The sequence below is a fragment of the Hafnia alvei genome, from assembly GCF_034424155.1.
Taxonomy (GTDB): domain Bacteria; phylum Pseudomonadota; class Gammaproteobacteria; order Enterobacterales; family Enterobacteriaceae; genus Hafnia; species Hafnia alvei.
Window position 1 is genome coordinate 628,296 of the sequence record NZ_CP139992.1, and the last position, 15,377, is coordinate 643,672.

Below are 15,377 nucleotides of genomic sequence, written 5' to 3' on the forward strand. Positions count from 1 at the left end.
TTAAATCGGTGTTGGGCAGCAGAACCGCCAACAATAACTGACACGGGTTTTTTTCATTGCGCGCCGCTCCCCGGTATTGCGGCATTATACGGGGGCTTGTCCCCGCTTTTCATCGGCACTCAAGCCGTAATTCAGTTTTTAATCGTTAACCTAATGTGTTGTCGGTTTGGGAAGTGTTTGCCATTCCGCGTTCACACTGGGTGGTACGATTAAAATAAATAGGTAATTTTGGTGATTAACTCTTTTTTGCCAATGCTTGGTTGAGTGCCCATAGTTCTCGTCGTTGATCGGCGTTTAAGCCTTGGGTTCGATCCAACGCGATAAGTTCTTCCTGACGTTGCTCGAGCATGGAGTCATACAGACTGCCCAATGTATCGACGAACGTTTGATGAACCATGTCCTCAATAACCATGTGGTTCCAGGTTGCTAAAGTTTCAAGCTGTTGGGCATATTTATTATCACGATATAGCTCAATCAACTGACCCGTTGTTAACCCAGGCTGCGCTAGGCAGGTTTCAACCAATTCTATAAATAATGGCAATCCAGGCAGTTGATGTTCCCTTAAACCTTCAAGCGTAGGGACTTCAGCCGCCAATGATGGATTTTGTACCAATAATCCTATAAGTATACGCATAGTCGTGCGTTTTAGCTGAGGCTGCTGGTAACTATTTGCTGACTCGGCCTGTCGTGGTAGCAGCTTATCAAGCTGACTATCATCGAGAATGCCTAACTTCTGACCTAAAAACTGCCGTAGGTACAACCTTAGGGTTTCACCTGGGATCTGTCCAATCAGCGGTAAGGCTAAAGCACTCAGCTTAGTACGCCCATCGGGAGTACTCAAATCGACCTGTGGCATCAGCGTATCAAATAGGAATGCTGACAGCGGCTGGGCCTGTTCAATGCGCTGCTCAAACGCTGCGGTGCCTTCTTTGCGCACCAGCGTATCCGGGTCTTCACCATCGGGCAGGAACATAAACTTCAACTGCCGACCATCGGATAAAAACGGCAGCGCGGTTTCCAGCGCTCGCCATGCGGCTTCACGTCCGGCGTTATCGCCGTCGTAGCAGCACACCACGGTATCCGTGGTGCGGAACATCAGTTGAATGTGCTCGGATGTGGTTGAGGTTCCCAGCGAAGCGACGGCATAATCAATGCCAAACTGCGCGAGTGCCACCACATCCATATAACCTTCAACGACCAGCAATTTAGCCAATTCTGGATGGCGTTGCTGTGCTTCATACAGGCCGAAAAGCTGGCGGCCTTTATGGAAAATATCTGTTTCGGGGGAGTTTAAGTATTTTGGCGTACCATCGCCCAATATACGGCCACCGAAAGCAATAACGCGTCCACGCCTATCGCGGATAGGGAACATCACGCGGTCGCGGAAGCGGTCGTACGTGCGACCATTGTCATTATTAACCAGCATACCGGCATCATTAAGCGCTGTGCGGCTTGCGAGATCGCGTCCAAAGCGTTTGAGCGCGTTATCCCAGCCCGGCGGTGCATAGCCGATAGCAAAATGGTCGATGATTTCTTGGCTCAGTCCGCGCTGCATTAAATATTGCTGCGCTGATTGGCTGCTGGGTTGACGTAAAGCCTGCTGATAAAAAGTACTCAGGCTATCCATCAACTGATACAGATTTTGACGCTGGTGACGCTCAATCTGGCTTGGACCGGTTCCTGCTTCGTAAGGAATTTCCAAACCTGCCATAGTCGCCAACTCTTCAACGCTCTCAACAAACTCAAGTCTGTCGTAGTTCATCAAGAAGTCGATGGCGTTACCATGGGCCCCACAGCCAAAGCAGTGGTAAAACTGTTTGTCCGCGTTCACGGTGAATGAAGGGGTTTTCTCGTTATGGAATGGACAGCAGGCATGATAGTTCTTGCCCTGCTTTTTTAACTTCACACGCGCATCGACCAGATCGACAATATCGGTCCGAGCTAGCAAGTCATTTATGAATACACGTGGGATTCGTCCTGCCATAAGCCCTTACATTTAGTCTGTTTGCGCGACTGCAAAAACCGCCAGCAGCGTTGACAATTTTTCAGCCTATAAACGAGAACAAGCCGCGCATTCCTTTCGGAAGGCACGGCCTTCGTATGTTACTGCACATCAAAATAGAGCTACTTAAAACACTACTCCGACAGACAACAACATGGTCTGTGGACCATTTGCTGGGGCTTTCACCCCGAACAAACTAGTACAGACGGGTGCGACGTGCGTTTTCGCGAGCCAGTTTCTTGGCGTGACGTTTTACTGCAGACGCTTTTGCGCGTTTACGTTCGGTAGTCGGTTTTTCATAGAATTCACGACGACGAACTTCAGCTAAAACGCCCGCTTTTTCGCATGAACGTTTGAAGCGACGCAGAGCTACGTCGAACGGCTCGTTTTCACGTACTTTAATTACCGGCATGTGCCTCTCACCTCGATATAAATCGGTCTTTTCGCTGACCTAGTGTCAGCTGTTCAAAAATGGTGCGGAATTTTAATCCGAACAGCACCGCTTTGTAAAGCAATGATGCGCTAATGTCCACAGGATTCTGACTATCAAGTTGTTACACCAAGGATAGCAGGTGGTTTTTAGTCGGTTAATTTGCCACAGCACGAAAGCGGAACAGTATAGCTGAATTGTGCTATTATGCGCCACCTTAGTTGTTGGAGAAAAGTTGTTGGAGCCGCCATGCGCATTCTGGGCATCGAAACATCCTGTGATGAAACCGGTATCGCCATTTATGACGATGAACAAGGTATTTTGGCTAACCAGTTGTATAGCCAGATAAAACTACATGCTGATTACGGTGGCGTTGTCCCTGAACTGGCATCTCGCGACCATGTGCGCAAAACAATTCCCCTGATTCAGGCCGCATTAAAAGAAGCTAATTTAACGGCAAAAGATCTCGATGGCGTAGCCTATACCGCAGGTCCAGGGCTTGTTGGGGCTTTATTAGTGGGTGCAACCGTTGGGCGTGCGTTGGCTTTTGCGTGGGATTTGCCTGCGGTTCCTGTTCATCATATGGAAGGCCATTTGCTGGCGCCGATGCTGGAAGATAATCCGCCCGAGTTTCCTTTCGTTGCGCTGTTAGTTTCAGGTGGCCATACCCAGCTGATTAGCGTTACCGGTATGGGCCAGTATGAATTGCTGGGCGAATCCATTGACGACGCAGCTGGCGAAGCATTTGATAAAACAGCCAAACTTCTAGGGTTAGACTATCCTGGCGGCCCGATGTTGTCGAAAATGGCCCAGCAGGGCGAAGCAGGACGCTTTGTTTTCCCGCGTCCCATGACCGATCGTCCTGGACTTGATTTCAGCTTCTCCGGTTTGAAAACCTTTGCGGCAAATACGATTCGTAACAACGAATCTGATGATCAAACCCGTGCCGATATTGCCCGTGCATTTGAAGACGCCGTGGTGGATACGTTGGCAATTAAGTGTAAACGCGCCTTAGAGCAAACCGGTTTCAAGCGTTTGGTTATGGCGGGGGGCGTGAGCGCTAACCGTACTTTGCGTGCTCGCTTGGCTGAGATGATGAAAAAACGCGGCGGCGAAGTCTTTTATGCGCGCCCTGAGTTTTGCACCGACAACGGGGCGATGATCGCTTATGCGGGTTTGGTACGTTTGAAAAGCGGCGTGAACGCGGATTTAAGTGTCTCGGTTCGCCCGCGTTGGCCTTTGGCTGAATTACCTGCGGTGTAATGCCAAAAAATAAACATAAAATGGCGACCTTCGGGTCGCCATTTTGCTATTTGTTGCTCGGTTTTTCTTCCTGAATTTCTTCTGTCGCTGTGTTAGCGGCTTTCTTGCGGTGCTTAAGTTTTTTCCAGATCTTAGTTTCTTGCCCGCGCCACAGGCGCTGAATATTGTCGTGGTGACGCATCAAAATTAAGCAGGAAAGCATTGCTACTGGGAACGTAAACTGCGGTTTGAACCACCATACGTAAAACGGAGCAACCAGTGCGCTGACGATGGCGCCTAATGAGGAGTATCCGCTCAGCACAACGGTCAGTAGCCATGTCACCGTCATTAGGCCGGTGAGATCCCAGCCAATTGGCGCGATGGCACCGAACGCCGTCGCCACGCCTTTTCCGCCACGAAAATGGAAGAACACCGGATAGATGTGGCCCAAGCAGGCCGCAATAGCGGTTAACCCGAGATAGAGCGGGGCAACATCGAACTTATAGGCGAGCCAGACTGGCAACATGCCTTTAAGCACATCAAAAATCAGTACCGCGGCGGCAGCGGCTTTACCGCCAATGCGTAACACATTGGTGGCTCCCGGATTTCCAGAGCCGTTCTCACGAGGATCGGGCAAGCCTGCGATACGGCAGACCACAATGGCGCTGGAAATGGAGCCGCACAAATACGCGAGAATAATCATGCCTAACGCAGTCGCACTCATAACTCAGCTCCGTCTTCTGTTGTTTTGTCCCTATCACCCTTCAAGTTACCGTTGCGATGTCTATACTCTTCGCTTGCCGTTTTCTGAACTCGAATGATTTAGGGTGTATATCAAAAGATATAAAAGGGTATAAAGGGCAAAGGTCGTTTTAACAACCATATCTGTGGATAATACGCACATTCAAACAGAAGTGGTATCCAACCAAAGGCAAAAACAGAGAATCACGTGATGGACATCGTATTTATTGAAGAATTAACCGTCATCACCACAATCGGTGTTTATGACTGGGAACAAACCATTCGTCAGAAGCTAGTATTCGACGTAGAGCTGGCGTGGGATAACCGTAAAGCGGCGTTGAGCGATGATGTGGCAGACTGTCTTAGCTATGCCGACGTGAGCGACGCGATCATCAAGCATGTTGAGCCTAACCAGTTTGCGCTGGTTGAACGCGTGGCTGAAGAAGTGGCGATGATGTTGATGGATAAATTTAACAGCCCTTGGGTTCGCATCAGAGTCAGTAAACCTGGTGCGGTGGCGCATGCGAAAAGTGTCGGCGTGCAGATTGAACGTGGAAAGCGTGTTTAATCCATTAGCTCAATGAGATTTTAATGTCATATTGGCGAAACTTTATTGAATTAGCCTAGTCACAGTCATACTTCATAAGTGACGCTCTTGCGTCACTTTTTTGCGTGCGTAACGCTTTTGAAAAGGGTAGTACTTTTATGGATCTGCATTTGCTGATCAATGCGTTTATTCTTGGGGTTGTTGAAGGTGTTACAGAGTTTCTGCCGGTATCGTCGACGGGGCATATGATTATCGTCGGACACTGGCTTGGATTTGAAGGTGATAAGGCGAAGACCTTTGAAGTTATTATCCAACTAGGCTCGATTTTAGCGGTTGTCGTGATGTTCTGGCGTCGCCTGTTTGGTTTGATTGGCATTCATTTTGGTCAGCCTCCGGTGCATGAGGGAAAAACCCAAGGGCACCTGACATTAGGCCATATCCTGCTTGCGATGATCCCTGCGGTAGTCTTGGGGCTGGTGTTCCACGATGCGATAAAAACCCTGTTTGCGCCACGAACCGTCGTGTATGCACTGGTCGTCGGCGGTTTCCTACTGCTGGCTGCGGAATGGCTTAAACCAAAGCAGCCTCGCGCGGTTGGGCTAGACGATATTACCTATCGTCAGGCATTTATGATCGGCTGTTTTCAGTGTTTGGCTCTTTGGCCGGGATTCTCTCGCTCTGGTGCGACCATCTCAGGCGGGATGTTGATGGGCGTGAGCCGCTTTGCCGCGTCTGAGTTCTCATTCATTTTGGCGGTGCCAATGATGATGGGTGCCACCGCGTTAGAGCTGTATAAGAGCCTGCCGTTCCTGTCTATGGCTGACTTACCGATGTTTGCGGTTGGTTTTGTTACGGCGTTTATTGTGGCATTAATTGCGATTAAAACGTTCTTGAGCGTGATTAAACGGATCTCTTTTGTTCCCTTCGCGATTTACCGCTTTATTGTTGCCGCAGTGGTTTACATGGTATTCCTGTAAAAAGTGCGCTGAGCAACGAAGAAAGGCCTACGGTTTTTACCGAGGCCTTTTTTGTGGGCGTTAATCGCGGTTTTCTTCCTGTGGAGAGACGTCCTGCTTCCACTCTTTGAGCGCATTTAAGCGGCGCTGTTGCAGCTCCTCACGGATTTGAGGCCCTTTGAAACCGGCATCGACAACCTCACGAACAGATACGCTTTCTGCCACTTTACAGGCCGCTCGTAGATAATCGCCTTGAGGGTAGGGATTATTTTCAAATCCAGTACGCCCACGGGCATCGGCTTCGCTCGACATAATCATTTGTTCCAAACGCTGTGGCTTGCGCCAAACGTCAATAGAATCAAATAATTTAAGCAGCGTGACGGGCCGCAATTTCTCCACGGTATGGATCAGATCGTGATATTCAGCGACGATTTTTGCCAGTTCACGAATGGCGTTGGGTACGCGTAAACGTTGGCAAAGTGCTTCAACCAATTTCACACCCGCAGGGCCATGACCATGGTGATGCGGCCAATATTCTGGCGGCGTTAACCCCTTGCCTAAATCATGCGTTAGCGTGGCAAACCGCACGTCAATCTCGTCGGTAAGTTTGGCGGCGATAGCTAATGCCATCAGCGTGTGAATCCCCGTATCAATTTCTGGGTGCCATTTTTCGGGGGCCGGTACGCCAAACAGATTGTCGATTTCAGGGAACAATACGGCTAACGCACCGCAGTCACGTAGCACTTGGAAATAAACCTGTGGGCTCTGTGTGATCAACGCTTTTTCTGTTTCGCGCCAAACTCGCTCAGGCGTCAGGTTTTGTAGCTCATTATCTGCCGTCATCTGCGCCATCAAAGCCATTGTTTCTGGTGCGACGTGGAAGCCCAAATGAGCAAAGCGAGCCGCAAAGCGTGCAACGCGCAAGACGCGCAGCGGATCTTCGTGAAATGCATCTGATACGTGGCGTAGAACCTTGTTATTAAGATCGTTTAGGCCACCGTAAGGATCGATGAGTGTTCCATCAGCGCTTTCAGCCATTGCATTGATGGTAAGATCGCGCCGCAACAAATCTTGCTCTAGGGTTACGTCGGGTGCGAAATAGGTAACGAAACCGGTATAGCCGTGGCCTGATTTACGCTCGGTGCGTGCGAGTGCGTATTCTTCGCGGGATTTTGGGTGCAGAAAAACAGGGAAATCTTTGCCAACCTGCTGAAAACCTTGTGCCGTTAATTCTTCAGGTGTTGCACCTTCGATGACCCAATCACGGTCATAAACGGGTAAATTCAGTCGCTTATCGCGTACGGCTCCGCCGACCAAAAAAATCTTCAAACTCACTTCCTCACAGACGCCTCCCACATTCTTCGTGATCGGATAATCCGAGGAGGGAAGGCATAACACAGTTATTCGGATAAGATGATTTGTTAACTATAGGTTATGACAAACAGGTTACGACAAACGCGCCGTGCACTGAAATAAAAAAACGCCGCAAGCGGCGTTTTCTAAGATTAGTTCATCCAACGATCTTTTTTGCGTCGTGGAATTAAACGAGGCAACAGCAAGCCTAGCAGCAAGCCGCCACCGGCAACGCCGCCGCCGTATAAGAACCACTGCATAATGATGCCGCGCTTTTTATCATCTAACTGAGTGTTGATGGCGCTAACGCTTTTCTGTGCGCTGGAGAGCTGTTCTTTCAGCTTTTGATTTTCTGATTTTAGACTGTCGATGGTGCTGTCGCTGTTGGCCACTTTTTGCTGCATTTCAGCGGTGCGCTGGTTCCAGCTGTTATCGATATTAGTCAGTTTGTCAGTCAGCGTTTTTACCTGCTGCTCTAATTCTGGTACGCGGCTACGTAAGCTTGGCTCGGTGCTCAACTGCTCCATTGGCAACCACACGGTACGGCCTTTGGCATCGCGCACCTGACCATATTTGTTGTCCGCGTTAACGCTCAGTAGTTCAACTTCTTCACCCGCATTTAATGTTCCAACGATACGATACTGATTACCTGGGCCGCTATGGACGTAAGTATTCAGCTCATCGGAAATGTAACGCTTCTCTTCAGCGTGAGCATTTAGCGTGAAGCAGGTGGCGAGTAGTGTTAAACAAACTAAGCGAAATTTATGCATCTGATTTTCATTTTTAAGTGGGTGAAGAGACAAAATAGTACGGGGAACAGTGTGGCGACGCAATGAAAAATCCGAAATGGGAACTATCTGACTTCTAACGCGGGTCGTTACACCTTTTGGAATGCATGGCTAAAAATTAATAGGCCTGATAATTGCTTATCAGGCCAGAAGTTTCATCTATTTATTTGGCTTTCATCGACGGTTTGACGAAAAGCACGAATTAGCCAAACAGTGCCTGCAAAATATAAAACAGCACGATAGATAGCCCAGCCCCTGCTGGCAGGGTAACAATCCACGAAGCGACAATGTTGCGTACCACGTTAAGATTTAATGCCGCAATACCACGGGCGAACCCCACGCCTAACACTGCACCCACCAGCGTTTGCGTGGTGGAGATGGGTAATCCTGTTCCTGAGGCAATCACAACGGTAGACGCAGTCGCAAACTGAGCGGCAAAGCCTCGGCTTGGGGTAAGATCGGTGATGCCGCTGCCCACGGTTTCCATTACGCGTCGCCCCATTAATGCCAGCCCAACCACGATGCCCACTCCGCCTAGCGGTAATATCCACCAGACGATAGGTGACGTGGAGGCGAGCGCTAAGGGGTCGTGCACAATGGCTACGATGGCCGACAATGGGCCAATCGCGTTGGCGACATCGTTAGAACCATGGGCAAACGCCATCGCACAGGCGGTAATCACCATCAGCAAGCTGAAGACTTTCTCTACGCCACGGAAATGGTCTTCTTCATCGGCGTTATCGGTGAATGATTTACGCGATAGGTAAAAATAACCGCCGATCATCACTAACAGGGATAGCGCAATCGAGAGAATCCATGTTTCGCCGTTGGTCAGGTGTAGCCCAACGTGTTTAAGCCCTTTTTTGATGGTGACCAGTAAAATAACCAATGAGGTCAAAAACATATAAATCGGGCCATAGCGGCGTGCATTGGCGAAAGGATTATCGGTATTAAAAATTAAGCGCTGGGCGCTGAGGAAAATACCGTAAGCCACCACGCCGGAAATCAGCGGGGTAATAATCCAACTGCCCACGATACCTTTGACGCCGCTCCATTCCACGGCATCTGGCCCAACGGAGACACAGGCGAAGCCAATAATAGCGCCAATGATGGAGTGTGTGGTTGACACTGGCCAGCCCATCATCGAGGCGACAATAAGCCAAATCCCAGCCGCCAGCAGCGATGCCATCATGCCGAAAATCAGCACGTCTGGCTGCGCGCTGAACGCGCTGGTATCAATGATGCCGTTGCGGATAGTCTGCGTAACTTCCCCTCCGGCCAGATAGGCACCGGCAAACTCAAAGATCATGGCGATAATGATCGCCTGACGGACGGTGATTGCGCGAGCGCCAACGGAGGTGCCCATTGCGTTGGCAACGTCATTAGCCCCAATACCAATCGCCATCAACAGGCCGAAAAATGCCGCAATGAAGATCAGCAAAGTGCCGTGGTCAGCAATAATTGCCATTTGTGCTAGTCCAAAATATCAAAAGATTAAAATTAACAATGAGAAACCAATGACTACGTGCGAGCTAACATAAGCTCAAGGCGAGACCCCACGCGCAGTGATTCATCGGCAAGGCTGCCGATCCATTCCATGACCTGATACAGGCACATCACATCGATAGGGTTATACTGTGGCTCGAGTGCCAACAACGCCTGACGCAGCAAGATTTGTTGATGGTCGGTATCATCTTCAATGTGATCTAACTCCATCACCATTTGCTCAACCAGCGACGCTTCGCGCCCGCGGAAGCCGGTTTCTAACAGTTCGTCCAGTTCGTGGATCACTTTGTTGGCCTGCGTGGTAGCATCTAGGCAGCGTTGCAAATAAACCATGAAGTCGGTTTGCATTGATTCCGGTACCATGAGATGGCGGCCGATGACGCGTCCAGCAATATCTTTAGCGCGATTAGCTAAACGATCTTGCTGAGTCACGAGATCGAGCATATCGGTTCGATCAACCGGTAAAAACAGCCCGCGCGGTAGCTTGAGGCGAATTTCTCGTTTCAGCGTATCAGCCTGTTTTTCCAGCATGGAAATCTGTTCACGAAGATGTTGTGCGTTTTCCCACTGTTGTTGAGCCGTGGCTTGAAAGAAAGGGACGAGCAGCGAGCAACATTGGTGCACGCTGCTGGCATGTTCCTGAAGTGGTTTCAGGGGAGACTTGGCAAACAATCCTAATATAGTATTTACTGGCATCACTCATGCACCTTTTGATGGTTTTCTGCGCAAAAGTTGTCAGAAGGGTGCGCATGTTAACTGATGTGTTTTATGTTGCACACTATTTTTGTATTTCAGCCTGAACTTATTGATATAGTTCGGTAAAACCTTAATGTGAACCAATTATGACCGAAGCTATGAACGTCGAAATCGAACTAAAATTCATCGCTACTCCAGAAGTAGCGGAACAACTTTCTCAGCGTTTGGCTCCGTGGCCAAATGTTCATACTGCGGCGCAAAAACTCACCAATATTTATTATGAAACCGCCGATAACACCTTGCGTAGTTATGACATGGGCTTGCGCATTCGCGGATACGGCGATCGTTACGAAATGACGCTTAAAACTGCGGGCAAAACCGTGGGAGGGCTGCATCAACGCCCTGAATTTAACGTTGACCTCAAGGCCGCTGAATTAGACATTCATTTGCTTCCTGCGGAAGTATGGCCAGAAGGCTGTGATCTTCAGGCGCTTCAAGCCGCACTTTCACCGGTGTTTAGCACGCATTTCGCACGAGAAAAGTGGGTGGTTACTTACCGTTCAAGTGAGATTGAGGTGGCGCTGGATCAGGGCGAAGTAAAAGCCGGTGAACTCAGCGAGCCTTTATATGAAATTGAACTGGAGCTGAAATCGGGCAGCCGAGAGGATTTGCTCTCTTTTGCTCAAGAACTCACGGCTGAAGGCGGTCTTCGCTTAGGCAGCTTGAGCAAAGCCGCACGTGGTTATCACTTGGCAAAAGGCAATCCGGATCGCGAGATCGTTCCGTTGGGCATACTCAAAGTTGCGCCAAAGGCTAACGTTGAACAGGGCATGACCGATGCCTTTACCTTTGCGCTGCGTCACTGGCAGGCGAATGAAGAAGTTTGGCTGCACGGTGATCGTAAAGCCCAGAAAACCGTGCTTGAGGCCATTGAGCTGCTGCGCCAGATTTTTGTGTTATTTGGCGGTTTGGTACCGCGTAAGGCGAGCACCGCGCTGCGAGCGGGTCTCACCGAGCTAGAAGAACAGTTGGCAACGCCTCGTCTCGATGCTAAAAAAGTCTGCTTTAGCCCGCTGTATCTGAATACCCAGTTAGCGCTTACTCGCTGGATAGCCACCGCAGAATGGCGTTCTTTCGTGACAGATAAAACGCAAACTAAGCTGAATGGATCGTTCAAGCGCTTCGCCGATATCATGCTGGGGCGTACCGGTGCGGAATTGAAAGAAGCCTTCGAACATGTGCAGCACGGCGGCGAATATCAGGATAAATATGTCCGTTTGGTTCGTCAGTTGCTGCTGTTCCATGTGCTTTCAGGGGCCTATCCTGAAGAAGCTGTAGCAGAGTATTTATCTGGCTGGCACACGCTGCAGCAGGCGATTATTCAGAAGCAAGATGCCTACATTGAATCCACACGTAAGCATGCAATGGATCAGCCTACATTCTGGTTAAATGGTACTCAAAAACCTTCCGTCAACGACTAGCTGAATAGGTTAGTTGGCTCTCCTCCCTGAGGCTAGGGAGGAGATAGAAGAACTCATTACATCATCGTTTTCGTCTGCAAATAGACGTTTATTCAGGGAGTGTTTATGTCTGAGTCTGCTTCTCGCGTGCTTCCCCCTTTGCTTGAGGCTCAGGCCGAGCAAATCTCGGAGCGTTTGGTGATTTCCTCTTTTGAAGATCGCAGCGCGCTGGCGCTAAGCGATTTCATGAGTGAAAACTTTATCGCGCACCCCGAATGGTGGCAGCAACTGCATGACACTCCCCCCCAGCCTGATGAGTGGAAAAATTATGCTCATTGGTTGGATGAACAATTAATCGATGCTGATGATGAAGTGAGTTTGATGCGTGTGCTGCGGCTGTTTCGGCGTCATATGCTGTCGCGAATTTCATGGATGCAATCACTCAAACGCTGTGAAACCGGTGATACGCTGCGCCAACTAAGCGAACTGGCTGAAACACTGATTATTACCGCGCGCGATCGTTTATATCAAACCTGCTGTGCAGAATGGGGTACGCCGTGCAACGCGCAAGGTGAGCCGCAGCCCTTGTTGATTTTAGGTATGGGGAAATTGGGCGGCGGTGAACTGAACTTTTCGTCGGATATCGATCTGATTTTTGCCTATCCAGAAAGTGGAGTGACGCAAGGTGGAAGGCGTGAGTTAGACAATGCCCAGTTTTTCACCCGCTTAGGCCAGCGCTTGATCAAAGCACTCGATCAGCCCACGGTGGACGGGTTTGTTTATCGTGTTGATATGCGCCTGCGTCCGTTTGGAGACAGTGGCCCGTTAGTGCTGAGCTTTGCCGCACTTGAGGATTACTACCAAGAACAAGGACGAGATTGGGAGCGTTATGCGATGGTCAAAGCGCGTCTGATGGGCGGCAATGAAGACGCCTATAGTCAAGAGCTACGCCGTACGCTGCGCCCGTTCGTATTCCGCCGTTATATTGATTTCAGCGTTATTCAGTCGCTGCGCAATATGAAAGGCATGATTGCCCGTGAAGTTCGCCGCAGAGGTCTGAAAGATAATATTAAGCTGGGTGCTGGTGGTATCCGCGAAATTGAGTTTATCACGCAGGTTTTTCAACTTATCCGCGGTGGGCGTGAACCGTCTTTACAGCAGCGTGCGCTCCAGCCTTCACTGTTGGCGATTGGTCAGCTTGGTTTACTCAAGACCGAGCAGGTTGTAGATCTCACTGAAAGTTATCTGTTTTTACGCCGGTTGGAAAATCTCCTTCAGGCTATCAATGACGAACAAACCCAAACGCTGCCCAACGACGAACTGAATCAGGCTCGCTTAGCTTGGGGAATGGGCGCTGCGGATTGGGCACAGCTGATGGCGCAGCTAGAGCAAAAGATGTTGGCTGTGAGGGCTATTTTTAACGAATTAATTGGCGATGATGAGAGCGAAGAAGAAAGTGCGGAAGCACCGCGCGAGCAATTTGCCGCTCTGTGGCAAGATTTGCTGGATGAGCGCGATCTAGACCCCTTCACGCCACAGTTAGAGAGCGAGTCACGTCAGCTATTGCTGCGTTGTATCAACGATTTCCGCAGCGATGTGGATAAACGCACCATCGGGCCGCGTGGCCGCGAAGTACTCGGCCAACTGATGCCCGCGCTACTCGGTGAAGTGTGTGCTAGAGAAGACGCTGTACGCGTGCTCCAACGTCTAACTCCGCTATTGCTCAACATCGTCACGCGCACCACGTATCTGGAGCTGCTGGTGGAGTATCGTGCGGCGCTGAGCCAACTGATTCGCCTATGCGCGGCTTCGCCGATGGTGGCGACGCAGCTGGCACGTTACCCGCTGCTGCTGGATGAACTACTCGATCCAAACACCTTGTATCAGCCCGTTCCTCAAGATGCCTATCGTGATGAGCTGCGCCAATATTTGATGCGGGTTCCCGCCGATGATGAAGAGCAGAATCTTGAGGCGCTGAGACAGTTTAAACATGCTCATCAGTTGCGAATTGCTGCCAGCGATATTTCAGGGGCGTTGCCGGTGATGAAAGTCAGCGATCATCTCACCTATCTTGCCGAGGCGATGATTGATGCGGTGGTGCAGCAGGCGTGGACACATATGGTTGGGCGTTATGGTCAGCCGACGCATCTGCAAGGGCGTGAAGGGCGAGGGTTTGCGGTACTCGGCTACGGAAAATTGGGCGGTTGGGAGTTAGGTTATAGCTCCGATCTCGATCTTGTTTTCTTGCTCGATTGCCCGTCTGATGTGATGACCAGCGGCGAGCGTAGCATTGATGGTCGCCAGTTCTATCTGCGCTTGGCGCAGCGCATTATGCATCTGTTTAGCACGCGTACGTCATCAGGGATTTTGTATGAGGTAGATGCTCGTCTTCGCCCTTCTGGGGCTTCAGGCATGCTGGTGAGTACCGTCGATTCCTTTGGCGAGTACCAGCGAAACGAAGCGTGGACGTGGGAACATCAGGCCTTGGTACGCGCCCGCCCTGTTTATGGTGACGTGCAGATTCATCAGCAGTTTGATGCGATTCGCCATGAGATTTTGTGTCGTTCCAGAGAAACGAACACCTTAAAGACTGAAGTCCGTGAAATGCGGGAAAAAATGCGCCAGCATCTGGGCGGCAAGCATCGCGACCAGTTTGATATTAAAGCCGATGAGGGCGGCATTACGGATATTGAATTTATCGCTCAATATCTGGTGCTTAACTATGCCTCACAGGAACCACGCCTCACGCGTTGGTCAGACAACGTACGTATATTTGAGCTGATGGCGAACTACAACATCATGCCGGAGGCAGAAGCGGCGGCGCTGACGCAGGCCTATGTGACGATGCGTGATGCGATCCACCATTTAGCTTTGCAAGAGCAGTCGGGTGCCGTCGGACTGGATGCATTCGTTGCTGAGCGTGAACAGGTGCGCCGTAGTTGGGCGACGTGGTTGGGGTAGAGAATAAAATCTTTGCGAAGCTGTGCGCAAATTTCAACCGTTTCTCTTTTTGTTGTTCTATAATGCGCATAAATTATGCGCATGGAGTTTCGTGATGAAACGTAGAACACTTTTAACGGGAAGTAAAAAGGCGGTGAATGTGAGCATCGATCAGGGACTGATTCAGCAGGCTAAAGCACTAAACATCAATTTATCTGCCGTGATGGAAGAGGCTTTGCAGCAGGTTGTTATCACAGAGGGGCAGCGACAGTGGCTTGATAGCCATCAACAAAGCATTGCTACCTATAATCAAGATGTTGAAGAGAACGGTGTATTTAGCGATGGCCTGAGGTCTTTTTGATGAGCCAGTTTGCCGTCTACAAAAACCGAGATAGGGCTTCTGCAAAACGTTTTCCGTATCTTCTGGATGTTCAGCACGATTTCTTGTCATCGCTGGCGACCCGAATGGTTATTCCATTAGGGCTAAAAACCACATCATCGTTGGCTGAACAAGAGCGACTGATCCTGAGCTTTAAGATTGAAGAACATGAGGTGTTACTGATGACGCCACAGATGGCTGGAGTTACGTTGTCGCAGCTAGGGGAACAGGTCGACGACTTGGGGTATTGCAGAGATGATATTGTGGGAGCAATGGATTTTCTCCTATTTGGCTATTAGTGGTTTCGTCCCTGAAACCCTGTCCTTGAAATCCATTT

At 50.0% G+C, this 15,377-nt stretch carries 14 protein-coding genes; 7 read left to right on the forward strand and 7 right to left on the reverse strand.

Going from position 1 to position 15,377, the window contains the following annotated elements; all coding sequences use genetic code 11:
- Window positions 1–235: 235 nt before the first annotated feature.
- Together dnaG and rpsU are read right to left on the reverse strand one after the other, a co-directional pair.
- Window positions 236–1,984 (reverse strand): DNA primase, encoded by a 1,749-nt coding sequence (dnaG, locus tag U0008_RS02940; protein WP_025799015.1) that lies wholly within the window; start codon window positions 1,982–1,984, stop codon window positions 236–238.
- Window positions 1,985–2,198: 214 nt separating this feature from the next.
- Entirely contained in the window at window positions 2,199–2,414 is a 216-nt protein-coding gene (gene rpsU, locus U0008_RS02945) for a 30S ribosomal protein S21 (RefSeq protein WP_001144069.1), read from the reverse strand.
- A gap of 267 nt (window positions 2,415–2,681) precedes the next feature.
- On the opposite strand from rpsU, the gene tsaD reads away from it, so the two are divergent.
- Entirely contained in the window at window positions 2,682–3,695 is a 1,014-nt protein-coding gene (gene tsaD, locus U0008_RS02950; RefSeq protein WP_025799017.1) for a tRNA (adenosine(37)-N6)-threonylcarbamoyltransferase complex transferase subunit TsaD, read from the forward strand.
- Window positions 3,696–3,741: 46 nt separating this feature from the next.
- Here the strand turns inward: tsaD and plsY are convergent, their stop codons facing one another.
- Entirely contained in the window at window positions 3,742–4,398 is a 657-nt protein-coding gene (gene plsY / locus U0008_RS02955; RefSeq protein ID WP_025799019.1) for a glycerol-3-phosphate 1-O-acyltransferase PlsY, read from the reverse strand.
- 228 nt (window positions 4,399–4,626) lie between these two features.
- Between plsY and folB the strand changes: the two genes are divergently transcribed.
- The gene (folB, locus tag U0008_RS02960; RefSeq protein WP_043490812.1) at window positions 4,627–4,983 is read left to right on the forward strand and encodes a bifunctional dihydroneopterin aldolase/7,8-dihydroneopterin epimerase; all 357 of its coding nucleotides are present in this window, start codon (window positions 4,627–4,629) and stop codon (window positions 4,981–4,983) included.
- A 137-nt stretch (window positions 4,984–5,120) separates the two neighbouring features.
- On the forward strand, window positions 5,121–5,939 hold the full coding sequence (gene bacA, locus U0008_RS02965; RefSeq protein ID WP_043490814.1) for an undecaprenyl-diphosphate phosphatase: 819 nt from the start codon (window positions 5,121–5,123) through the stop codon (window positions 5,937–5,939).
- 60 nt (window positions 5,940–5,999) lie between these two features.
- Here the strand turns inward: bacA and U0008_RS02970 are convergent, their stop codons facing one another.
- The 4 genes from U0008_RS02970 to U0008_RS02985 all read right to left on the reverse strand — a co-directional run bounded on the left by U0008_RS02970 (window position 6,000) and on the right by U0008_RS02985 (window position 10,261).
- Window positions 6,000–7,247: a multifunctional CCA addition/repair protein gene (locus U0008_RS02970; RefSeq protein ID WP_043490816.1), complete on the reverse strand. Its 1,248-nt coding sequence runs from the start codon at window positions 7,245–7,247 to the stop codon at window positions 6,000–6,002.
- A gap of 176 nt (window positions 7,248–7,423) precedes the next feature.
- Window positions 7,424–8,041: a TIGR04211 family SH3 domain-containing protein gene (locus U0008_RS02975; RefSeq protein ID WP_025799024.1), complete on the reverse strand. Its 618-nt coding sequence runs from the start codon at window positions 8,039–8,041 to the stop codon at window positions 7,424–7,426.
- A 220-nt stretch (window positions 8,042–8,261) separates the two neighbouring features.
- Complete coding sequence (locus U0008_RS02980; RefSeq protein WP_043490819.1) at window positions 8,262–9,527, reverse strand: inorganic phosphate transporter; 1,266 nt, start codon at window positions 9,525–9,527, stop codon at window positions 8,262–8,264.
- A gap of 53 nt (window positions 9,528–9,580) precedes the next feature.
- Window positions 9,581–10,261, reverse strand: a complete 681-nt coding sequence (locus tag U0008_RS02985) for a TIGR00153 family protein (RefSeq protein WP_025799027.1) — start codon at window positions 10,259–10,261, stop codon at window positions 9,581–9,583.
- A gap of 158 nt (window positions 10,262–10,419) precedes the next feature.
- Between U0008_RS02985 and U0008_RS02990 the strand changes: the two genes are divergently transcribed.
- From U0008_RS02990 to U0008_RS03005, 4 genes are all read left to right on the forward strand, one after another.
- Window positions 10,420–11,742, forward strand: a complete 1,323-nt coding sequence (locus tag U0008_RS02990; RefSeq protein WP_043491003.1) for a CYTH domain-containing protein — start codon at window positions 10,420–10,422, stop codon at window positions 11,740–11,742.
- Between the two features lie 105 nt (window positions 11,743–11,847).
- Entirely contained in the window at window positions 11,848–14,682 is a 2,835-nt protein-coding gene (gene glnE, locus U0008_RS02995; RefSeq protein ID WP_043490822.1) for a bifunctional [glutamate--ammonia ligase]-adenylyl-L-tyrosine phosphorylase/[glutamate--ammonia-ligase] adenylyltransferase, read from the forward strand.
- 94 nt (window positions 14,683–14,776) lie between these two features.
- Window positions 14,777–15,022: a type II toxin-antitoxin system CcdA family antitoxin gene (locus U0008_RS03000; protein ID WP_043490825.1), complete on the forward strand. Its 246-nt coding sequence runs from the start codon at window positions 14,777–14,779 to the stop codon at window positions 15,020–15,022.
- On the forward strand, window positions 15,022–15,339 hold the full coding sequence (locus U0008_RS03005) for a CcdB family protein (RefSeq protein ID WP_043490827.1): 318 nt from the start codon (window positions 15,022–15,024) through the stop codon (window positions 15,337–15,339). The genes U0008_RS03000 and U0008_RS03005 overlap by 1 nt, the downstream gene beginning before the upstream one ends.
- Window positions 15,340–15,377: the final 38 nt, after the last annotated feature.